19 protein-coding genes are annotated in these 20,461 nt (G+C 74.7%); 17 read left to right on the top strand and 2 right to left on the bottom strand.

Annotation, left to right across the window (positions count from 1 at the left end; translation table 11 throughout):
• Positions 1–21: 21 nt before the first annotated feature.
• Positions 22–1,248 carry a hypothetical protein gene (locus tag ACH499_RS14425; RefSeq protein WP_399015814.1) on the bottom strand — a complete coding sequence of 409 codons (1,227 nt, stop codon included), beginning with the start codon at positions 1,246–1,248 and terminating at the stop codon, positions 22–24.
• A gap of 140 nt (positions 1,249–1,388) precedes the next feature.
• Between ACH499_RS14425 and ACH499_RS14420 the strand changes: the two genes are divergently transcribed.
• The 11 genes from ACH499_RS14420 (at position 1,389) to ACH499_RS14370 (ending at position 13,617) form a co-directional block, all read left to right on the top strand.
• On the top strand, positions 1,389–2,372 hold the full coding sequence (locus tag ACH499_RS14420; protein WP_399015811.1) for an ABC transporter substrate-binding protein: 984 nt from the start codon (positions 1,389–1,391) through the stop codon (positions 2,370–2,372).
• A gap of 14 nt (positions 2,373–2,386) precedes the next feature.
• Positions 2,387–3,349 carry an iron ABC transporter permease gene (locus ACH499_RS14415; protein ID WP_356202619.1) on the top strand — a complete coding sequence of 321 codons (963 nt, stop codon included), beginning with the start codon at positions 2,387–2,389 and terminating at the stop codon, positions 3,347–3,349.
• The gene (locus tag ACH499_RS14410; RefSeq protein ID WP_399015809.1) at positions 3,346–4,371 is read left to right on the top strand and encodes a FecCD family ABC transporter permease; all 1,026 of its coding nucleotides are present in this window, start codon (positions 3,346–3,348) and stop codon (positions 4,369–4,371) included. The genes ACH499_RS14415 and ACH499_RS14410 overlap by 4 nt, the downstream gene beginning before the upstream one ends.
• Positions 4,368–5,216 carry an ABC transporter ATP-binding protein gene (locus ACH499_RS14405; protein ID WP_399015807.1) on the top strand — a complete coding sequence of 283 codons (849 nt, stop codon included), beginning with the start codon at positions 4,368–4,370 and terminating at the stop codon, positions 5,214–5,216. The genes ACH499_RS14410 and ACH499_RS14405 overlap by 4 nt, the downstream gene beginning before the upstream one ends.
• Before the next feature lie 60 nt (positions 5,217–5,276).
• Positions 5,277–5,405: a streptamidine family RiPP gene (gene amiA / locus ACH499_RS14400; RefSeq protein WP_356202623.1), complete on the top strand. Its 129-nt coding sequence runs from the start codon at positions 5,277–5,279 to the stop codon at positions 5,403–5,405.
• An 81-nt stretch (positions 5,406–5,486) separates the two neighbouring features.
• Positions 5,487–6,275, top strand: a complete 789-nt coding sequence (locus ACH499_RS14395; RefSeq protein ID WP_399015805.1) for a hypothetical protein — start codon at positions 5,487–5,489, stop codon at positions 6,273–6,275.
• Entirely contained in the window at positions 6,272–7,657 is a 1,386-nt protein-coding gene (locus ACH499_RS14390) for a CocE/NonD family hydrolase (protein ID WP_399015803.1), read from the top strand. Before ACH499_RS14395 ends, ACH499_RS14390 begins: the two co-directional genes overlap by 4 nt.
• Complete coding sequence (locus tag ACH499_RS14385; RefSeq protein WP_399015801.1) at positions 7,654–9,003, top strand: YcaO-like family protein; 1,350 nt, start codon at positions 7,654–7,656, stop codon at positions 9,001–9,003. Before ACH499_RS14390 ends, ACH499_RS14385 begins: the two co-directional genes overlap by 4 nt.
• Complete coding sequence (locus tag ACH499_RS14380) at positions 9,003–10,166, top strand: hypothetical protein (RefSeq protein WP_399015799.1); 1,164 nt, start codon at positions 9,003–9,005, stop codon at positions 10,164–10,166. The genes ACH499_RS14385 and ACH499_RS14380 overlap by 1 nt, the downstream gene beginning before the upstream one ends.
• Positions 10,163–11,890, top strand: coding sequence for an ABC transporter ATP-binding protein/permease (locus tag ACH499_RS14375; RefSeq protein WP_399015797.1), 1,728 nt, complete (start codon positions 10,163–10,165; stop codon positions 11,888–11,890). The genes ACH499_RS14380 and ACH499_RS14375 overlap by 4 nt, the downstream gene beginning before the upstream one ends.
• Positions 11,887–13,617, top strand: coding sequence for an ABC transporter ATP-binding protein (locus ACH499_RS14370; RefSeq protein WP_399015795.1), 1,731 nt, complete (start codon positions 11,887–11,889; stop codon positions 13,615–13,617). The genes ACH499_RS14375 and ACH499_RS14370 overlap by 4 nt, the downstream gene beginning before the upstream one ends.
• 251 nt (positions 13,618–13,868) lie before the next feature.
• Here the strand turns inward: ACH499_RS14370 and ACH499_RS14365 are convergent, their stop codons facing one another.
• Positions 13,869–14,564 carry a DUF4389 domain-containing protein gene (locus ACH499_RS14365; protein ID WP_399015793.1) on the bottom strand — a complete coding sequence of 232 codons (696 nt, stop codon included), beginning with the start codon at positions 14,562–14,564 and terminating at the stop codon, positions 13,869–13,871.
• A 459-nt stretch (positions 14,565–15,023) separates the two neighbouring features.
• On the opposite strand from ACH499_RS14365, the gene ACH499_RS14360 reads away from it, so the two are divergent.
• The 6 genes from ACH499_RS14360 to ACH499_RS14335 are packed head-to-tail and all read left to right on the top strand — an operon-like array spanning position 15,024 to position 20,461.
• Positions 15,024–15,374 carry an NADH-quinone oxidoreductase subunit A gene (locus tag ACH499_RS14360; RefSeq protein ID WP_356202636.1) on the top strand — a complete coding sequence of 117 codons (351 nt, stop codon included), beginning with the start codon at positions 15,024–15,026 and terminating at the stop codon, positions 15,372–15,374.
• Positions 15,365–16,780 carry a hypothetical protein gene (locus tag ACH499_RS14355; protein ID WP_399015791.1) on the top strand — a complete coding sequence of 472 codons (1,416 nt, stop codon included), beginning with the start codon at positions 15,365–15,367 and terminating at the stop codon, positions 16,778–16,780. Before ACH499_RS14360 ends, ACH499_RS14355 begins: the two co-directional genes overlap by 10 nt.
• Positions 16,773–17,702: an NADH-quinone oxidoreductase subunit H gene (locus ACH499_RS14350; RefSeq protein WP_356202639.1), complete on the top strand. Its 930-nt coding sequence runs from the start codon at positions 16,773–16,775 to the stop codon at positions 17,700–17,702. Before ACH499_RS14355 ends, ACH499_RS14350 begins: the two co-directional genes overlap by 8 nt.
• A 37-nt stretch (positions 17,703–17,739) precedes the next feature.
• Positions 17,740–18,291: an NADH-quinone oxidoreductase subunit J gene (locus ACH499_RS14345; RefSeq protein WP_399015789.1), complete on the top strand. Its 552-nt coding sequence runs from the start codon at positions 17,740–17,742 to the stop codon at positions 18,289–18,291.
• Positions 18,288–18,593: an NADH-quinone oxidoreductase subunit K gene (locus ACH499_RS14340; RefSeq protein WP_356202641.1), complete on the top strand. Its 306-nt coding sequence runs from the start codon at positions 18,288–18,290 to the stop codon at positions 18,591–18,593. Before ACH499_RS14345 ends, ACH499_RS14340 begins: the two co-directional genes overlap by 4 nt.
• The gene (locus tag ACH499_RS14335) at positions 18,590–20,461 is read left to right on the top strand and encodes an NADH-quinone oxidoreductase subunit L (protein ID WP_399015787.1); all 1,872 of its coding nucleotides are present in this window, start codon (positions 18,590–18,592) and stop codon (positions 20,459–20,461) included. The genes ACH499_RS14340 and ACH499_RS14335 overlap by 4 nt, the downstream gene beginning before the upstream one ends.

Genomic DNA, 20,461 nt, shown 5'->3' with positions numbered 1-20,461 from the left:
CCGGTCGTCCTCGGGTCCGCGTCAGCGGCCCACCGGGTCCTCCCAGGCGCGGTCCCCCGGAGTTGTCAGCGCCAGGTGGCCGCCCTCGTCCAGGGGGGTCGGTACGGTGAGCGTGGACACGTGCTCGGTTCCGTCGAAGAGATGGACCTCGCCGTGGCCACCGCGGGTGACGGCGGTGAGCGGGGCGCCCGCCGAGGCGGCGACGGACCGGCGTTGCACCCCGTCCCACGGCGTTCCCCCGGGCCTCGGCGCACCGTCCATGGGCGGCAGCGGGTGACGGGCGATGACGCGGGGCTCGCCGCCCGCGTGTTCGGCCGACACCAGGATCAGTTCGTCGCCGTCGGGGTGCACACGCGCGTACGCCACGTGGTGCGCGGCGACCGCGAGCCGGAAGACCAGCCCGGGGCCGAGCGGCAGGCGGCCGGTGCGGCCTCCGTCGAGGGCGTGGAACCAGGCGTCGTTGGTCCATTCCGGCCATCGCCCCGGGTCGGTGGGGCCGCCGCGTACGCAGGACCACAGGGTCCGCCGGACGGGATCGAGCCGCAGGTAGTAGCCGCGTCCGGGTCCGGCCCAGGAGACCGGCTCCTCCATGAGCAGGCGGTCGCCGTCGCGCCGGGCACGGTGCACTCCGGAGGCCGCGGCGGCGAACAGCCGTCCGGTCGGCCGGTCGTAGGCGTCGCCGTGGCCGTCGTGGTCGGGCAGCTCCGTCTCGTACGCGGGTGACGCGGGGGGACTGGCGGGGGCGGCGTCCTGGAGGTCGTCGTAGCGGTACGCGGTCAGCGTGCCGGGCTCACGGTGCCGCAGGACGACGAGCGGGCCGCCGGAGCCGCACATCACCGTCACGCCCGGTTCGCCGGCCCGCGTGCGCACCCGGACCGACCTGCCGCGGTCGAGGTCGACCGTGGTCAGCAGATCCGACCAGGGCTCCTCGTTGCGGCCCAGACCCGTGGTGACGGCGAGCCGGCGGCCCGACGAGTCGGCGGCCAGGTGTTCGGCCGGCGTGGCCACCGGCGCCGTCGCCGCGATCAGCGGGCGCCCCGCGTCCGGGCCGTACGGGTCGAGGACGACGAGTTCGCCCGCGAGGTCGTCGACGAATGCCCAGTGGCCGTCCGGAAGGGCGAGGAAACCGGCGTGCTCGGCGAGGTGCCGGCCCTCCACGACACCCGTCACCCGGCCGTCCGGCAGGTTCAGCACCCTGATGGATCCGGCGACTTGATCGGCTGTCAGCAGGCGCGGGGCGAGCGGCACGGGGGACTCCTGGAGGGCGGCGGAAACAAGTTATTGGTAATGATTATCATGTACTCATTCGTTTGGTGGGGGAAGGCCCGGGGCGCCTCTGCCTCACATCCGGATCCGCCCCGGGAACGACACGGAGAGCCGAGAGTCATATGTCGCGCAGAATGCTGCGGACCGTTCGCCGCTGGACGGCCGCCGCCGTCATGGGGGCGCTGCTCGCCGGCTGCGGATCCACCGCCGCCGAGACCGGAGGCGAGCGGGCGGGTGACGTGGGAGCCAGGACCGATGTGACGGTCGAGCCCATCACCGCCGCCCGCTCCGTCACCGACGCCAAGGGCGTCACCGTCGCTACGAAGGCCGCGCCGCGGCGCGTCGTCTGCCTCGTCGCGCTCTGCGACGACATGCTCGCCGAACTCGGCATGACGCCCGCCGCCACGAACTCCGAACTGCTCGCCCATCCCAAGTTCCTGGGCAAGGAGAAGGCCGCGAAGATACCGGTCGTACCAGGCGGTTTCCTCGCGCCCGAGGCCGAGGCGATCCTCTCCTACGAGCCGGACCTGGTGATCGGCCTGGAGGACACGCACGGCAGGCTCGCGCCGGCGCTGAAGGGTGCGACGGTGTTCTGGCCGGTTCAGCCGGGCAGTTGGGAGGACAGCGTCGGCTACCTGCGCAACCTCGCCGCGCTCACCGGACGCACCGCGCAGGGCGAGGCGGCCGAGAAGGCGTTCCGCGCCAAGCTCGCCGGGGCCGAGAGCGCGAGGAGCGACAAGACCGCGCTCGTCATCTTCGGCAGCGACGAGAACTTCGGCGTCGCAACGCCCGGCAACGACGTCGCCGCCGGGCTCTTTCCCGGGATCGCGCACTACCCGTGGAAGAGCCGAGGCGTGGACGGGACGTACGGCATGGAGGAGATCCTCGCCGCCGACGTCGACGTGCTGTTCGTCGAGACGCTCTCCTTCGGCGGCCCTTCCGGGGACGAGCTCTCCGGCAAACTCGCCGAGAACCCGCTCTGGTCGCGCATCCCGGCGGTCAGGAACGGCGACGTCCACGAGGTCGACCCCGAGGTGTGGGCCAAGGGCCGCGGCACCCGGTCGCTCGGCATCGTCCTCGACGAGGCGACGGCAGCACTGAGGTGACCGGGCAAGGAACCGTGCGCCCTGTCGCCGTGGCCGCCGCGGTGCTGGTGGCGGTCGTCTCCAGCGCGTTGTGCCTGGGAACGCCGTACGTGCCGCCCCACGCACTCGCCGACGCGCTCGGCGGGGACGGCCTGGCCGGCGTCGTCGTCGCCGAACTGCGGCTTCCCAGGCTTGTGCTGGCGCTCGTCGCCGGTGCCTGCCTGGGGGCCGCCGGGCTGGTCCTCCAAGAGGCCCTGCGCAATCCGCTCGCCGTGCCCGAGATGCTCGGCGTCTCCAGTGGGGCCGCGCTCGGCGTCGCGGCCCCGCTGGTCCTCGCCCTGTCCGTGCCCCTCGCGGTGCAGCCGCTGCTCGCCATCGGCGGCGCGGCGCTCGGCGGTGTCCTGACCCTGCTCGCCGCCGGGTTCGGGCGCAGCCCCTCGGCCGTGCTGCTCACCGGGGCGGCCGTCGCCGCCGCGCTTCAGGCCGCGCTGCTCGTGCTGATGGTCCTGGCCGACCAGCTCGACCTCCAGCTCATCTACCGGTACCTGCTCGGCAGCCTCTCCGCCCGGACCTGGGACGACGTGACCGGTCTCGGGCCCTGGCTTCTTTCAGCCCTCCCGGCGCTGGTCCTGTGCGCCCCGGTGCTGAGCGTGCTGCGGCTCGGCGACGACGACGCCCGGGCACTGGGCGTACGGGTACGACGGGCACGGCTGGCCGCGCTCGCCATCTCCGTGCTGCTCATCGCGCCGGTCGTCGCCGTGTGCGGGCCGGTGGCCTGGGTCGGTTTCCTCGCACCGCACCTGGCGCGCCGGTTGCGTCCGGGCTCGGACGCGGTGGGCTGGCTGCCGTGGTCGGCGGTGTGGGGCGCGCTGGTGGTGGCCTGTGCGGACCAGCCGGCGCGGCTCGCCCTGGCGCCGACCGAGACACCTGTCGGCGCCTGGACGGCCCTGGTCGGCGTCCCGGTGGGCGTCGCCCTGCTGAAAGGGGGCCGCCGATGACGTACACGCGGACGTACGCCCGCCGAACAGCCGCCCTGGTGCTGCTCGTCGCGGCCGTGGCGGCTGCCGGGCTGTGCGCCGGACGCGCGCTGCCGGCCCTCGGTGTCTGGGAGGTGCTGAGCGGAGGCGGCGACCCCACAGCTCGGCACATCGTCCTTCACCTGCGGCTGCCGCGCACCCTGGTGGCGCTGGCGGCCGGCGCCTCGCTGGGCCTGGCCGGCACGGTTCTGCAGTCGGCGCTGCGCAATCCGCTGGCCGGGCCGGAGGTCACCGGTGTCACACCGGGCGCCGTCCTGGGCGCGGTGACCGCGACGGGTCTGGGTCTGGCGGGCTGGGAATCCCCGGCCGCGGTGGTGGCGGCCGCGTGCCTGGGCGGGTTCTCGGGGGCGGCGCTGCTGTGGTTGCTGGCCGGGCGGGAGAGGGGCGACTCCACGCAGATGGCCGTGCACGGCGTGCTCGTCTCGGCGGTGCTCGCCGGACTGACCGCCGTGGTGCTGCTGGTCGCCCCCGGCGAACTCGGCAGTGTCGTCCAGTGGTTGGTCGGCTCCACCGAGGGCCGCGTATGGGCCCACTGGCACCTGCTGTGGCCCTGGGCGACCGTCTGGGCCGTCGCCGCGTGCGCGCTGGCGGCGCCCCTGACCCTGCTGCGCTGCGGGGAGGAACAGGCCGCGGCCACCGGGCTGAACACCGGACGGGCGCGGATCGCGGCGCTGGTGTGCGCCGTGGCGCTCACCGCCGGAGCGGTCTCGGCCGTCGGCGCGCTCGGCTTCGTCGGGCTGTTCGTGCCCCACCTCGCGTTCGCCCTCTTCGGGGCGGACCTGCGGGCCGCGCTCCCCGGGGCGGCGCTGCTCGGCGCGGTCGTGGTGGGCGCCGCGGACGCGAGCGCCCAGTGGCTGTCCCGGACGGCCGCCGCCGCACTGGACATGGACCGGCTGAGCATCCCCGTCGGGGCGCTCACGACCTGCGGTGGCGCGGCGCTGCTGCTGCTTGTGGCACGCCGCCGCGCGGCGAGTGAGGAGTGAAGGTGGACGTGGTCGTGGAAGCCGGCATCAAGGGTGCGATACAGGTCGAAGGGCTCCGCTTCGGCTACCCGGGCCGGGAGGTCCTCGACGGGATCGACCTGGGCATCGCCCCCGGCGAGCTGGTCGCCCTCGTGGGCCTCAACGGCTGCGGCAAGAGCACCTTGCTGCGGCTCTGTGCCGGCCTGCTGAGACCGGCCGCCGGACGGGTCCTGCTGGACGGTGACGACCTGACCCGCCTCTCGCGGCGCAGCGCGGCCCGCAGGGTGGCCCTGCTGCACCAGCAGGCGCCCTCGGTACCGGGTTTGACGGTGCGTCACCTGGTGCGCCAAGGGCGGTACGCGGCACGGGGACCGCTCGGCATGCTGCGCGACGGCGACGACGCGGTGTGCGTCCGGGCCATGGCCGACGTCGGAGTGGCCGAGTGGGCGGACCGGCCGGTGGACGCGCTCTCGGGCGGTGAACGCCAGCGCGTCCGGCTGGCCATGGCGCTCGCCCAGGACACCCGCGTACTGCTGCTCGACGAGCCGACCACGTACCTGGACCTGCGTCACCAGCTCGAGGTCATGCAGACGGTGGCGCGGTTGCGCGAGGAACGCGGGCTCACGGTCGTGATGGTGCTCCATGACCTGGGGCACGCGGCGCGTTTCGCGGACCGGATCGTGGCGCTGCGGCACGGCCGCGTGGCGGCGGACGGCCCGCCGGCCGACGTCGTCACCCCGGCCCTGCTGGCCGAAGTCCTGGGCGTGGCAGGCCGGGTGGGCCGCGATCCGGAGGGCGGCTGGCCGGTGTGTTACCCGGATCACCCGCTCCCCGAAGCCTTGCGAAATGATAATCATCTTCATTAGTGTTCGTGGTGCGCCGCCGGCCCGGCGGCGCGGTCACCCGTAGGGAACGGAGGCTCATTCATGGAGCAGGACAAGGTGTTCACGCCGATCGCGGAGCAGGGTCAGCTCGCCCACCTGTCGGCGACCCACTCCAACGCCCTCGTCGAGAACCCCTTCGACGACGCCGTAGAGGCGGACGCGGACAAGTAAGCCCGCCCGCCGAAACCGGGCCCGCTCGGAACGCCTTCCGGGCGGGCCCGTCCAGCCCCCGCTTCTCCTGGAGGAACACTCGTGGCCACCGTGCGGCTCGCACCCGGCGTCGTCCTCGTCACCGTCCCCCAACGGGGCCTGGCCGTCCGCACACCCGACGGGAACTTCCTGGGCGTGAACACGGGCCCGGTGGACGAGCAGGAGCTCCTGTCCCACCTCATCGAGGGTGGTCCCGGCAACCCCCGACTCCGGGCCCTCGTACGGGCCTTCGAGGAGGCCGGCTACACCGCCCGCACACCGGCGCCCGCCCCGCTCGACGGACGCACCGTGGTCGTGCTCGGCGATCCCCAGCTCACGGGTCCGCTCACCCTGTGCGTCCGTGACGCGGGAGCCACCGTGCGCGGTGACCTCCCCACCGAGGACCCCCACCGCACCGCCGTCGTCTGGTGCCTCGACAAGCCCGCCGCGGAAGGCGTCTGGGACGAGGCCGACGAGCTGCCCCGACGCGGTACCGCATGGCTCCGCTGTCACCGCGAGGGCGCGCACGCCTGGCTCGAGCCGCTCGCCTGCGCGCCCGGTGACGTCACCTCCGCGCACGTACGGCTCCGTCGGCTCGCCGCGACCCCCGCCCACCGCGAGCTCTCCGCCTACTGGGCCGGCCACGCCACCCCCGACGATTCCCCCGGCCACTCGCAGGCGTCGGCCGCGCTCACAGCGGCACTGCTCACCGGGGACCTCATCGCCTGGGCGAACGGCGCGCCCCTACCCGTACGGCGCCGGCTGCGCCGCATCGACCTGCGCGACCTCACCGTCACCGAACACCCCGTCCTGCCGGTACCGCGCGTCGCCCCGCTGGGCCCCCGCCGATGACCACCACCGTCCGCATCGACGGACTGGCGACCGACGTCTGCCTTCCTCCGGCACCAGGCACCCACCCCACCGTGATCATCCGCACCCCCTACGACCGCCGCCGTCACCGCGCCGAACTCCGCGGCTGGGCCGCCCGGGGATTCGCCGCTCTCGCCCAGGACGTACGCGGCCGGTACGCGTCGAACGGAGACTGGCACCCGTACGGCGCCCACGAACCCGAGGACGCCGAAACGACCCTCCACTGGATCCGCGCCCAGCGCTGGAGCAACGGCCACGTGGTCGCCGCGGGCGCCTCGTACGCCGCGTACTGCGCCCTCGTCACGCCCGGTGCCGACGCGGTGATCGCCGCCGTTCCCGCCCTCGGACTCGCCGAGACGGCCCGCGAGACCACCGGCCCCGAGCGCCTCCAGGCCCGCGTCGGCTGGTGGTCCCGGCACGGCGCCGGCCGAACCCTCACCCCGAGGGCGCTGGAACACCTCCCGGTCAGCGAGATCCTGGACCTCCCCGCCTGGCCCGCCCTGTGGCACGCGCCCCGCCGCGCCGTACCCGGGGCCCGCGTGCCCCTGCTCTCCGTCGGGGGCAGCCGCGACCCGTTCGCCGAGGACACCGTCCGGCTCTGGCGGGACTGGCCCGGTCCCGCCCGTCTGCTGCTCGGCCCCTGGGGCCACCGGCTCACCGCGGATCCGGCACCCGAGGCACGCCCCGGCCACCGGCTCAACCTCGGTGAGCTGTACGCCGGGTGGGCCCGCGCCGCACTCGCCGGCACCCTCGCCGGCCGGACCGGCGCGGTCGCGCTCGGCGGCAGCGATCACTGGTGCCACCCCCGACCGGGCCACCCCGCCTCCTTCGCCTTCGGCACCCGTCTGCGGCTCCTGAACGGCGCCGACTTCGTCGCCGATCCCCACCGACCGGTCCGCTCCGACGACCTGAACGTCCCCGACCAGGGTGTCCCGGACCGCTCCCTGCTGCTCTCACCACCCCTGCCGCGCCCCCTCGACCTCCTCGGTCCCGCCGAAGTCCGACTGGACGCCGTCGCCGACGCACCCTCCGCCGACTGGGCCGTACGCCTCGTCACGCTCGACCCCGCCGGCCGGGCCGAACCGCTCGCCACCGGCATCGTGCGCCGCACCGAGCCCGGGCCCTTCACCGTCCCGCTCGGACACCTGGCCCGCCGTCTGCGCGCGGGGACACGGCTCCGCCTCGAAGTCGCGGGCCACCACTTCCCGGCGCACGCCCGCAACCCGCACACCGGCGAGGACCCGGTGGCGGCCACCCGCCTGGTGCCCTCCCACCGCACCGTACGCACGCGCGGCAGCGCCCTCTTCCTCCCCGTCGCCCGGGGTGTCCACCCCCTCGCTCCCGCCCAGGAGATCCAGACGTGACCATCGACTCCCTCGTGGACCCCGTCTGCGGGCTGATACGAAGCGTCGAGCCCGTACCGCACCCCACCGGAGCCCCGCCCCGCTACACCGCGATGACCGCCGACGTCTCCGACGCCCGCCGGTTCGGTGCGTGGCCCGCCGACCGGGTCTCGCTCGGCACCACCTTCGGCGACCCGGCCGGCGCGCGAATCGCCGCCATCGCGGAGGCGGTCGAACGGTACTGCGGCAACCGCCTGCCCCCGCAGGGCCACCCCGGCGCGCCGCGTCGAGCCACCGCCGCCGAACTCACCGCCGAGGGACAGCGCCTGTACGGCCCCGGCGACGTCCCGGCCTACGCCCCCTGGCAGTACGCGCGCGAGAACTTCCCCTACCGCCCTCTCACCCCCGACACCCCCGCACTGTGGGCCCGCGGTACCGAGGACGGCGAGGAGTGCTGGGCCCCCGTCGCCCTCACCCATCTCAACTGGCGCCAGGGCGAACACCGCTCGCTCCCGCGCACCCACCACCTCAACTACGCGGGCATCGCCACCGGACAGGGCCTGGACGACGCCGTCGAACGAGCGCTCCTCGAAATCGTCGAACGCGACGCCCTCGAACTGTGGTGGCACCTCGACGGCCCGGCCCGCGGCATCGACCCCGCCAGCGTGCCCGGCCTGCTCGACGACCTCGCCGGCACCACCCTCGACGTGTGGATCGTCGAAATGCCCTCCGAGTTCGCCCCGTGCATGGCCGCACTCGTCCACGATCCCGCCCTCGGCATCCACGCCGCCGGCTTCGCCTGCCGCTACGACCCCGCCGAAGCCGCCCGCAAGGCGGTCCTCGAAGCGGTCCACACCTGGGTCTTCACCCAAGGCACCACCGACGCCGACGGCTGGGTCTTCCAGGCCGTCGACGCGGGCATGCTGGCCCGCGGACTCTACCTCGACCACCGCCCCGACCGGAGCTACCTCGACGCCTGCGGCGAGCATTTCGCCGCCGTACGCGACCTGGGAGCCCATGTCCAGGTGTGGCTCGACCCACGCATGGCTCCCCACGCCCGCCGCTTCACCCACCCCGCGCTCGGCACCGTCCCCGTCACCGACATCGAACCCACCACACGATCCGCCCTCGACTCCCGCCTCGCCGGCCACCGCGTGATCACCTTCGACCTGACCACCGAGGACATCCTCGAAACGCCCCTGCGCGTCGCCCGCGTCCTCGTGTCCGGCCTCGTCCCGAACCAGCCCGCCGCCTTCGCCTACCTGGGCTGCCCGCGCTTCGCCGAACAGGCGCTGTCACGACGGTGGCGCACCAGCGCGCCCACCGCCGCCGCCGACTTCACCCTCGCGCCACCGCCCCACATGTGATGACGTCCCTCCAGACCGCCCTCGCCCGCGCCCGCTGCGCGCAGCCGCCCGGCCCCGACATCCCGGCAGGCCACCAGGTCACCCCGTGGCCCGGGGAACACCACCCGGTCCCCCCGCACCTGAACCGGCTCCTGCGCCTGTCCCTCGCGGGCGACCGCCTGCGCCCCGCGGCCTCCGCCGGCGCCCTGCACCCGGTCAACACCCACCTCCTGCTGGGCCCCGGCAACGGGCTCCCGCCCGGCCGATACGCGTACGACCCCGTACGGCACCGCCTGCTCGCGCGCGGCACCGTGTCCGCCGACGCGCCGCCGGGCGCGGTCGCCGTCCTCACCGTCACCGCGCGGCGCACGGTCTCCCACTACGGCCATCGAGCGTGGCCGCTGCTGCTCCTGGACACAGGACACGCGACCGCCGCGCTCGCGCTCGCGGGCGCGCCGCAATGGTGCCCGGACGCGGACACCACGCTCCTCGCCGCAGCCGCGGGCCTCCCACCCGACTGGGACGGAGCCGAGCCGGAGCACCCGCTCGCGGCCGTACGACTCACCCCCGGGCCGGCCGACGCCCTCGACCACTGGGCGGCCTACGCCCCCGGCGCCCCGCCCCTCCCCACGCCCCACGCTCCGCCGCCCGTTCTCCAGGAGGCGTGGCGCGTCCTCAGCTCCCTGCCCGGCACGACGACCTGGCGCCGCACGGTGGCCCCCGTACTGCCCGACACCGCGCTGACGTCCCGCCGCAGTGCGCGGCCGCCCTTCCCGGACGTGCCCGAGGCGACCCTGCTGGAAGAGGTCCTGGCGACGGCCCGCCACACGGCACCGGTGCCGTGGCGCCTGCTGACCGCCCGCAGACCCGGCACAGCGGCCGGGCCCCCGGACGAGGCCGCCCCCGCGGACCTGGCCGCCCGGGCCGCGGGCCAGCCACTGCTCGGGCAGGTCGGTGCCCTGCTCGTCGCGCACGGCTGCCCCGACGACGCGCCGCCCGCCCGGGTGCGCCGGGACCACGTGCTCGCGGGCCACGGTGCGGGCCTCGCCCAAGCGGTCGCCATCCACCTCGGTCTGGCCTCGCGCCCCATCGGCTCCTGGCAGCACGGCCCCTGCGGCCCGCCCCACATCGTCCACGCCCTCGCGCTGGGCGTCCGCACCCCAGAAGGGACCGACCGGCCATGATGGTCCACCCGGAACTGCTGCGCGCCGCACGGATCGCGCGACGCCCCCTGCTCGGGGCCACCGCCCTGCTCGGCGCCGTGGCCGTCACCCACCTCGCCCAGGCGGTGCTCATCGCTCTGGCCCTGGCCCGCATCGCGCACGGGGAGACCTCGGACCTGCCCGCCCTGCTGGCCGCGGTCCTCACCGTCGTCGCCGTGCGCGCCGTACTGGGTCACCGTCAGCGCGTCCTCGCCGTCCGCGCCGGGGCACGCGTACGGATCGGCCTGCGCGACGAGCTCCTCGAACGCCTCGCCGCTCTCGGCCCCACGCACGGGACGGACAACCGCGCGGGAGCCGTGCGAGCCACACTGGTCGACGGTGTGGAGGGCGTCGACGCGTACGTCTCCCGCTACCTCCCACAGCTTCTGGTCACCTGCGTACTGCCGCTCCCGCTCCTCGCCACCGTCGCGGCGGTCGAACCGTACGCACTGCTCGCCCTGACTCCCGCGCTTCTCCTGGCGCTCTTCGTCCCGCGCTGGTGGGACAAGCTGCTCGCCCGCCGCGGCCAGGAGCACTGGGGCTCGTACGAGGCGCTGTCCGCGGACTACCTGGAGGCACTCCAGGGCATGCCGGCGCTCCGGGCCGCCGGTGCGGTCGCCCGCACCCGAGCGCGCCTGGAGGAGCGTTCGGCGGCCTTGCACCGCGCCACCGTCGCCAAGCTGCGCGTCTCACTCGTCGACACCGGCATCACGGACCTGGCCGTCCAGGGCGGCACGGTCGCCGCCGCGCTCGTCGCGTGCGCCTCCGCCGCGTCCGGCCGGACCGCCGCCACCGGCACCTACCTGGTCCTCATGCTGGCCTCCGAGTGCTTCCGCCCGATCCGGGACCTGTCGCGCGAATGGCACGCGGGCTACCTCGGCCTCTCGGCGGCCGACGGCATCACCAAGCTCCGCACGGCGCGACCAGCCGTACGCGACGAAGGCACCGAGCCGGCCCCGCACCGACCGCCCGCGATCCGCTTCGACGCCGTGCACTTCACCTACCCGGGCGCCGCACGCCCCGCACTGCGCGGGATCACGTTCACCGCGGACCCGGGCCGCACCACAGCCGTCGTCGGTCCGTCCGGCGCCGGCAAGTCGACGCTCCTCGCGCTCCTCCTGCGCCAGTGGGACCCGGACGGCGGGAGCATCACCCTCGACGGCACGGACCACACCGCCCTCACCCTCGCCTCCTTGCGACGCGGCATCGCGGTCGTCTCCCAGGAGACCTACCTCTTCCACGCCTCCGTCGCCGACAACCTCCGCCTGGCCCGCCCCGACGCGACCGACGAGGAGCTGTACGCCGCCGCCGGGGCCGCCGGCATACACGACGAGATCGCGCGGCTGCCCGACGGCTACGACACGCACGTCGGCGAGCGCGGCGCGACGCTCTCGGGCGGCCAGCGCCAGCGCCTGGCGCTCGCCCGGGCCCTGCTCGCGAACGCGCCGGTCCTGGTGCTCGACGAGGCCACGAGCGCGGTGGACGAGCACCGCGAGTCGCGCATCGCCCGCGAGCTGCTCCGCGCGGCGCGCGGCCGCACCTGCCTGGTCGTCGCCCACCGCCTCACGTCCGTCCAGGACGCCGACCGGATCGTCGTCCTGGACGGCGGTCGCATCGACGGGGTCGGGACGCACATGAGCCTTCTGGCGCAGGACGGGCTGTACGCGCGGCTGGTGGCCGCGGGACGCGTTCAGGAGGCGGCATGACCACCACGACGACCGGAACCGAACGCGGTGCCCTGCGGGCCCTGCTGCCGGTGCTGGCGGCGCACAAGGCCATGACGGCACGGACCTTCGCCGCGGCGCTCCTCGACCAGGCGGCGCTCGTCGCGCTGGTGACGCTTGCCGCGCACACCGTCGGTACCGCGGTCATGGAACACTCCGTCCCGGCACCGGCCACCGTCACCGCTCTCGTCGCACTGGTCCTGCTGCGGTCGCTCGCCACCTGGCGGGAGATGGACCTGTCGCACGACCTGGCGTACCGGGTGCTGGCCGAGTTGCGGGTACGGGTCTTCGACGGACTGGCCCGCAGCGCGCCCGCTCGCGTAGCCGGCCGACGCAGCGGCGACCTCGCGGCGGCGGCACAGACCGACGTGGAGGCGCTGGAGTTCTTCTACGCGCACGCCGTCGCCCAGATCCTCGCCTCCGCCACCGTCTTCGTGTCCGGCACGGCAGTACTGGCCGTGGTCGACACCTGGCTGCCGGCTCTGATCGTGCCGGCTGCCGGGTTGCTGGTCCTCGCGCCGCTGACGGACGGCCGTGCGCGGGCTACGCGCGGTGCGCGCACGCGCCGGGCAGCCGCCGAGCTGTCCGCGGAGGCGGTCGAGACCGTGGACGGGCTACGCGAACTGCTCGCCTTCGGCGCGCTGGAGCAGCGGCGCGCCGGTCTGCGCGAGCAGGGTGAGCGGCTGGGGAAGGCACAGAGCTCGGAGCACGCGTGGGAGGCGGGCGCGGCGGCGGTGCGCGACCTGCTCGTGGTGGCGGCGGTCGTCGGGGTGGTCGGGACGGCCGCGCACTCGCTCAGCGGGGCCTGGGCACCGGCGGCCATGGCACTGGCGCTCGGCGTCCTCGCCCCGGTCGCCGACTCCGCCGCCGCGCTCGGTCAGGCGGCCGGGCTGCGCGCGGCGGCGTCCCGCGTCGGCGCGGCGATCCGCGCCCGGGCGGGGGCGCCCGCGCCCGCATCGCCCCGCCCGGCGCCGGCCGGCCCCCTCGGGGTCCGGATGCGTGGGGTCCGCTTCGACTACGGAGGGGCGCCCGTGCTCGACGGCCTCGATCTGACGGTCCACTCCGGTGAGACCCTCGCACTGGTGGGGGCGTCCGGCACCGGCAAGTCCACCTGCGCGCATCTGCTGGCGCGCTTCTGGGATCCGACGCGGGGTTCCGTGGAGCTGGTCGGGGCCGGTGGCGAGTCCGTCGACATACGGGAGCTGGCGGAGGAGGAGTTGCGCCGCACCGTCTCGGTCGTTGGTCAGGACACGCCGCTCTTCCACGGCACGCTCGCCGACAACCTCCGCCTGGCCCGCCCGGACGCGACCGAGGACGAGCTGCACACGGCCGCCCGCGTCTGCGGCGTCGACCGGATCGCGCAGGCCCTGCCGGACGGGTACGACACGCAGGTCGGTGAGCGCGGCACGACGTTGTCCGGCGGGCAGCGCTCCCGCATCGTCCTGGCGCGGGCGCTGCTGACGAATCCGCGGGTCCTCGTCCTGGACGAGACGACGGCCCACCTGGACACGGCAGGGGACGCGGAGCTGTCCGCGGCGCTCGCGGCCGCGTCGCGGGGGCGTACGACGGTGGTGATCGCCCACCGGCCGACGACCGTGCGGCGAGCGGACCGGATAGCGGTCCTGGAGAACGGACGGATCGCGGAGAGCGGCACGTGGGACGAACTCTCCCGCGCGGGCGGGGCGTTTTCCCGAGTGCTCACACGGTGATCACGAGCCGTCCCCGCTCGCCCACCGGAATGGGCAGCGGAGCCCCGGCGGCCCCTGGGGGGCGCTGCGTGCGCCCCCCAGGGGCCGTCGAAGGACCGTCGGGTGACGGAAGAACGGGCGGGCACCGGCCCCCGGCCGCCGCACGGCGTCGGCCGGAGAAGGACATTCTTGCGGCGTGTCCGCCGTCGCGGGGCGGCTCGCCAAGGGGACGCCCGTCGGCCGGCCGCACCGGCGGCGGGCGGGGGCGGCTGTCATGACGGCGCCGGTGCATCCTGCGGTTCCCGGCCGCCCTGGTCGAGCCGGAAGGGCGGGTACACGTCGGTGAGCAGAGCCGCGTAGGCCGCCACCCGCAGCACCCAGCGGTTGAGCCCCGTCACCAGGTCGAAGACACCGCGCGGATAACGTCCCGTCGCGGCCAGCGCCACACCCGCGAACAGCGCGAGCAGCCCGATGAGGCCGCCCGAGAACCAGGCCAGGCGCGCGCCGCCGAGGAAGAAGCCCAGGACCAGGTACTGCGGGACGGCGAGGAGCCACCACTTCACCAGGACGAGGCCGCGGGAGAGCCGCTCCGGGTACGCCAGCTCGAAGTGCGCCGGGTAGCCGGGGACGTCGGCGAGGGTGAACGGCGGATAGCGATCGGTGCCGAGCGCACCGTAGGCGTAGTACGCCACGCGCCAGTTCCACCGCAGGACACCGGTGCTGAAGTCGAACAGGGGACGTGGATAGCGTCCGGTGAAGAGGACGGCGAAGAAGGCCACCACGCTCACTCCCGCGAACGCCACCCAGAGGAAGACGAGGACGACGTAGTGGGGGAGAGCGAGCAGCCACTTGACCAGCCACAGCCAGCGGGACAGGGGGGCGTCCAGGACCGCCGTCAGCCGCGCGGGGTGACACGGCGGCGGCGTGCCTCCCGGCGGCACGGCCGGGGGTTCGGTATGCGTGCTCATGTGACCGGTCCCTTCGGATTCCGGTGACGATCGCGAGTGGTGACGAGGTCGCTCGTCGTGCTGTCCGCCGGCGAACCGGGTGGGGCACGGCACCGTCCGGCCGGTCACCGGGGAACGACTCCACCGATGCCCTGGTCCCAGTATCGGTGCGGTCGCCACCGCGTACCCACCGCTGCGGCGGTGTCGCGTGCCCGGGCGCCGAGCCGGGCGGGGCAAGTTCCCCCGTGCTGCGGCGCGCCCTCCCCCTTCCTGAAGATCAGAGCCGGAATCCTGCACAAGGACGCCGGTTCACCATCCTGGATCACACACCCCCCAGGAGTACCCGACGGCCGGACGACAGCAGGAGAGGAGTGCGGAGATGGCCATCCGGATCGCCGCCCCACGGCGAGGCCGCCATCGGTCTTCCGGCCCGGTACGACCGGGGATCCCCGCCGGTCGCCCGTCGGGCCGGTGAGGCGGGTGGACGGCATGACCGCGGCGCTGTCGTTGCTGGGAGTGGCCGCGCTGGCCGTCGCCGGCCTCTACGGGGCGAGCCGGGCGACGCGGTTGTCCTCCGATCCGGCGGCAGCCGCTCCGTTCTCGTCGGGGCTGGAGCCGGTCGAGCACGCGGTGAGCCGCTTCCACGTGCGCTGGTACACCGTCACGATGCTGTTCCTGGCGTTCGACATGGAGATGGTCTTCATGTACCCGTGGACGCTGGTGATCTCCGCGGTGGGGCCCAGCGCGGTGATCGAGATGTTCGTCTTCCTGGGGGTTCTGCTCGCCGGGGTCGTCTACGCCTGGCGGGAGGGCGCCCTGCGATGGACCTGACCGGACTCGCCCTGCGTGCTTCGGCCGCGCGGCCCCGCGTGCTGCTGGCCACTCTGCCGGGAGGAACGGCCGCGCGGCTTCGGGCCGAGCGCTCGGCACGGTTGCGGGACTGGCCGCTGGCCGCCACCCCGGCCCAGGCGGACCTGCTGCTCGTGGTCGGCCAGGACTGCTCGCGCCCGCGGGCGGCGGTGAACCGGCTCTGGCAGGACATGCCCGCGCCCCGCGCCCTTGTGCACGCGGGCGCGGCCGACGATGTCGAGGCAGCGCTGGAGGCCGGACGGGCCCGGCTCGGCTCGCCGGCGGTTCAGCACCGGCATGCCGAAGCGTCCGCCGCAACGACCCGGTACGACGATGACGGCCGTCCCCGCCACCGGGAGTCGTCCGGCGGTGCTCGTCACCACGACGAAGAGGCCCGGCACAGCGATGCCCGTGCGCACGGCGAGCACGCTGACGGGCCCGGCGGCCGTCACGCCGGTGCGCACGCGCCGCACGAGGGCGGCCGGGCCCACGGCGGCCACGACGGTCAGGGCGCCGGGAACAGGGGTGATCACGGCGGCGACGAGGGCCACGGGCATCACGGGGGGCACGGCGGTCACGGTGGCGGGGGGACGGGGATGCCGGGCGGGCTGCCGATGGCCGAGCAGGGTGAGGACCGTGACGGTCTGACGCTCGACCGTCTGCACGTGCCCCTGGGGCCCTTGCTCGCGGACTGGCCGGCCGGCCTGACCGTCAGGCTGATCCTGCAGGGCGACGTCATTCAGGAGGTGGACGTCGAAGGCGGGCCCACGCCCTCCGCCGGGGCCGCGCCGTTCTGGGTGGAGCCGTGGCTGCGTGCGGCTGACGGTGACCGGGTGAGCGTGGGGGAGGCGGCCCGGCGCCGGGCGTCTGCGCGTCTGGACAGTCTGGCCCGGATGCTGTCGGTGGCCGGCTGGCCCGCCGAGGCGACCGCGGCGCGGCGGCTGCGCGACGACCTGCTCGACGGTGTCCCCGGTGCGTCGGTCGCACCCCGGCTGGACCGCTTCGCCCGCCGCGTCGGCCGGTCGCGGACGCTGGCCTGGCTGACCCGTGGGATCGGCAGCGTGAGCGGCCAGGAGGCGCGGGAGGCCGGGGTGAGCGGGCCGGCGGCGCGGGCCGGCGGTGACGTGACCGCGCGCTACCGGCAGTGGCTCGCCGACATCCGCAGCGACGTGGGGCGGCTGGAGGAATCCTCGCTGCTTCGACCGGCGGGGGAGGAGAGTCCTCGCGGTGACTGGAAGAGCGATGCCCCGCCGTCGGCCGCGCTGATCGCGCTGCTGCCGCGTCTGCTGAGGGGAGCCGAGCTGGCCGCGGCGCGTCTCGTCGTCGCCAGTCTCGACCCGGACCTGGACGAACTCACGGCATGCGGGCGGGGGGCGGCCCGTGGTTGAGACGGGCGCGTGGTGGACGTTGCTGGCAGCACCGGCGATGCTCCTCGCTCTGGCCGTGCTGGCGGTGGCCGGCAACGCGGTGCTCGAGGCTCGTGAGGCAGGCCGGCCGCTCGGTCCCGCGGTCGCGGTGCGGCCGTTCCTCGGCGTGCCGCGGGCGCTGCTGGCGCAGCCGCGGCGCCTGCCCGCCCCGGACGTGCTGCTGTGGCGCACCGGCGTGGTCGTCGTGCCGGTGGCCGCGGTGCTGTCCACGCTGGTGATCCCGTTCGGCGGCACGGTGGTGGCCGATGTGTCGGTCGGGGTGGTGTGGTTCAACGCCATGGAGGTGCTGACCTGGGCCGGTCTGTGGCTGGCCGGGTGGGGTCCCAACGCGGCGTTCTCCCTGATCGGGGGCTACCGGTTCCTGGCCCAGGGTCTGGCCTACGAACTGCCGTTGATGTTCGCGCTGATCTCGGCTGCCACCGGGGCGCAGTCCCTGCGGGTGGGGGACATCGCCGCCGCCCAGCACGGCCTGTGGCACGCGGTGTGGATGCCGGTCGCCTTGCTCGTCTACCTGGCCGGTGTGCCGGCCTTCGGTTTCCTGGGCCCGTTCGCCTACCCGGCGGGCCGTGACCTTGCCGGCGGGGTGCTGAGTGAAGCCTCGGGGGTGGACCGCCTTCTGCTGGAGGCCGGGCGGTGGCTGTGGCTGGCCGCGGGCGCGGCGATGGCGGTGCCGCTCTTCCTCGGCGGCGGCGCCGGACCGGGCCTGCCGCCGTGGGCGTGGGCGCTGGTCAAGACCCTGCTGGTGCTGGCCGTGCTGGTGGTGGCGGTGCGCAGACTTCCGGTGATCCGCGCGGACCGGTATGTGGAGCTGGCCTGGGTGGTGCTGATCCCGCTGACGATCGCGCAGGCCCTGGTCCCGGCCCTGGTCGGCCTGAACCGATGACGGGCGAAGGGAGCACGTCCTGAGTACGACCGCCCTCGTGCTGCTGACCCTGCTGGGCGTACTCGCGCCGGCCGGCGGGGTGCTGGTGTTCACCCTGAACTCGATGGCCCGCGTCACTTTCTCCCTGCTGGCGTCCCTGTGCTGCGTCGGCGGTGTGGTGACCGTGCTGGGGCTGCCGTATCTGGGCGTGGTGATCGTGCTGATGATGGTCATGGAGATGTTGATCATGGCCGTGTTCATGATCGCCTACATGATGAATCCGGCCGGGCTGATGCCGATGTCGATGCTGCACAACAAGCGCGGTTCCCTGGTCATCAGCGTCGGGGTGTTCGCCGCCCTGGTCGTCGGGATCTTCGTGGTGCCCTGGCCCGAGCGGACCGGTAACCGCCCGAGGGACACCACCTTCCAGGTCGGCATGTCGCTGATGGGTCCCCAGATGCTGACGATGGTGACGCTGGGGTTCGTCCTGCTGGCCACCATGGTGGGAGCGACCGTGCTGGCCACCCACCGGGGCCGTTACGACCGCTTCGGCGACGACCTCGATCAGCGGCCCGCGAACGACCCGGTCGGCGGCGGGATGGGCCGATGACCTTCGAACTGCTCCTGGTGCTGGCCGCGGGCCTGTTCTGCATCGGCCTGTTCGGTGCGCTGTCCCAGCAGTCCATCGTCATGATCATGATGGGGATCGAGCTGATGACCGGCGGTGTGATCGTGGCCGCCGCCGACTTCTGGCACTTCCTCGCCCCGGCCGCGGCGAGCGGCCAGGTGGTGGTCGTGGCGGCGGTGGTGGCGATGGCGGTGGAGATGGCCATGGGATTCGCCGTCACGACGGCGATCTACCGGGCGCGTCGGGTCGACATGACCGACATGGCCGAGGAGCTGAAGGGGTGAGCGCGCTGCTGTGGCTGCTGATCGCCGTACCCCTGGGCGCCGGGGGGTTCCTCGGCGTGGCGGGCCGAGGCGCCAACCGCCTGGCGCCGGTCCTCGGCGTGGGAGCGGCCCTGGTGACGGTGGGCCTCGCGGTGGCCGTCGCGCTCGCACGACCCGAGGCGGGTGCGCCGCTGTTCGCCGGGACGGGGGCCTTCCTGGCGGTGGACGGTCTGTCCGCGGTCATGGTGGTCACCGTCGCCGCGATCACCCTCGGCGTACTGCTCTTTGCCGCCGGGGAGTTCGGCCCGCAGGAGAACCGGGGCCGCTTCTTCGGGCTGATGCTGCTGTTCGCCGGGGCCATGCTCGTCACCGTCACGGCGGCCACGCTCCCGCTGCTGCTGATGGCCTGGGAGGTCATGGGCGCCACCAGTTGGGCGCTGATCGGCTACTGGTGGCAGCGGCCCGAGCGGGTGCGTGCGGCGGACGTCGCCTTCCTCACCACGCGCACCGCCGACCTCGGCCTGTACGTGGCGGCCGGGGCCGCGCTCGCGGGCGGCATCGGTTCCCTTCGCCTGGACGCGCTGCCCGGGGCGAGCTCCCCGTGGCTGCATCTGGTCACGGCGGGAGTCGTCGTCGCGGCGTCGGGCAAGTCCGCCCAGTTGCCGTTCTCCTTCTGGCTGTCCCGGGCCATGCAGGGCCCCAGCCCGGTATCGGCGCTGCTGCACTCGGCCACCATGGTCGCCGCCGGTGCCTACCTGCTGCTGCGGCTGCATCCACTGCTGGCCGCCACCGCCTGGGCGGGCCCGCTGGTGGCCTGGACCGGCGCGCTGACCGCCCTTGCCCTGGGCGTCGTGGCCATCGCCCAGCGCGACGTGAAACAACTGCTCGCGGCCTCCACCTCGGCGCAGATCGGCTTGATGGTCCTGGCCGCCGGAAGCGGTGGAGTGGCGGGCGGCGTTACCCAGTTGGTGGCGCACGCCGCCACCAAGTCGGGGCTGTTCCTGGCCGCCGGAGCGTGGCTGACCGCACTGGGCACCAAGCAACTGCCCGCTCTGCGCGGCGCCGCCCGCCGCGACCCACTGGTCGGCGCCGCCTTCGTCGTCGGCACCCTGACGCTGGCGGGCCTGCCGCCGCTGTCGCTGTGGGCGGCCAAGGACGAAGTCCTCGCCGCCGCCCGGGCCGAGAGCACCGGCCTGTACACCGTCGGACTGGCCGCCGCGGCTGTGGCGGCGGTCTACAGCGTCAAGGCCCTGTGGTACGTCACCCGCCCCCTGCCCCAGCAGGCGGAAGCCGCCTACGACACCGAACGGCACGGCACGCGCCGCGTCTCACGTGTGGCGCCGCTCCCCTTGTGGGCGCTGACAGGGGCCGCGGCGGTGCTGGGCGTGCTTGCGCTGCCCACTCCCGCGTCCTGGCTGGAACAACTGATCGGCACCCCCGGGGAGCCGAGTCCCGCGGCGTGGGAGCTGGGGCTGTCCGCCGGCGCGGCGATCGCCGCCGCGGGCGTGGCCTGGTGGTGGTCCTCCCGCCATGAGCCGGCATCTCGTGCCGATGTGCGGTGGGTCGAGCAGTGGCTGTTCCTGGAGCGGGCGGCCGAGACGGTGGTGGTGCGGCCCGTTCTGGCACTGGCGCGGGCGCTGGCGGTCTTCGACGACCGGGTCGTCGACGGCGCCGTGAGGCAGGCGGCCCGCGGTGGCCTGGCCGCGGGCAGGTTCGCCCGCCGTGCCGACGACGGCGGCATCGACGCCGCCGTCCGCGCGGTCGCGTCCGGCGCCCGGAGTCTGGGCCGGTGGGCGCGCCGCCCGCAGACCGGGCTGCTGCACCAGTACTACGCCCAAGCCGCCGTCGGCTTCGCGGTGCTGACCCTGATCGTGCTGTTGGTGAGGTAA

Source organism: Streptomyces sp. NPDC018947 (assembly GCF_044390505.1).
Classification (GTDB): Bacteria; Actinomycetota; Actinomycetes; order Streptomycetales; family Streptomycetaceae; genus Streptomyces.
Note: the sequence above shows the minus strand (reverse complement) of the source record. Positions and strands in the feature narration are given on the sequence as shown.

Bases quoted from the DNA above. Each gene is read 5' to 3' on its own strand.
- ACH499_RS14370 (WP_399015795.1), top strand. From the start codon at position 11,887: ATGACCACCACGACGACCGGAACCGAACGCGGTGCCCTGCGGGCCCTG.
- ACH499_RS14355 (WP_399015791.1), top strand. From the start codon at position 15,365: ATGGACCTGACCGGACTCGCCCTGCGTGCTTCGGCCGCGCGGCCCCGC.
- ACH499_RS14410 (WP_399015809.1), top strand. From the start codon at position 3,346: ATGACGTACACGCGGACGTACGCCCGCCGAACAGCCGCCCTGGTGCTG.
- ACH499_RS14365 (WP_399015793.1), bottom strand. From the start codon at position 14,564: ATGAGCACGCATACCGAACCCCCGGCCGTGCCGCCGGGAGGCACGCCG.
- ACH499_RS14340 (WP_356202641.1), top strand. From the start codon at position 18,288: ATGACCTTCGAACTGCTCCTGGTGCTGGCCGCGGGCCTGTTCTGCATC.
- ACH499_RS14390 (WP_399015803.1), top strand. From the start codon at position 6,272: ATGACCACCACCGTCCGCATCGACGGACTGGCGACCGACGTCTGCCTT.
- amiA (WP_356202623.1), top strand. From the start codon at position 5,277: ATGGAGCAGGACAAGGTGTTCACGCCGATCGCGGAGCAGGGTCAGCTC.
- ACH499_RS14420 (WP_399015811.1), top strand. From the start codon at position 1,389: ATGTCGCGCAGAATGCTGCGGACCGTTCGCCGCTGGACGGCCGCCGCC.
- ACH499_RS14380 (WP_399015799.1), top strand. From the start codon at position 9,003: ATGACGTCCCTCCAGACCGCCCTCGCCCGCGCCCGCTGCGCGCAGCCG.
- ACH499_RS14375 (WP_399015797.1), top strand. From the start codon at position 10,163: ATGATGGTCCACCCGGAACTGCTGCGCGCCGCACGGATCGCGCGACGC.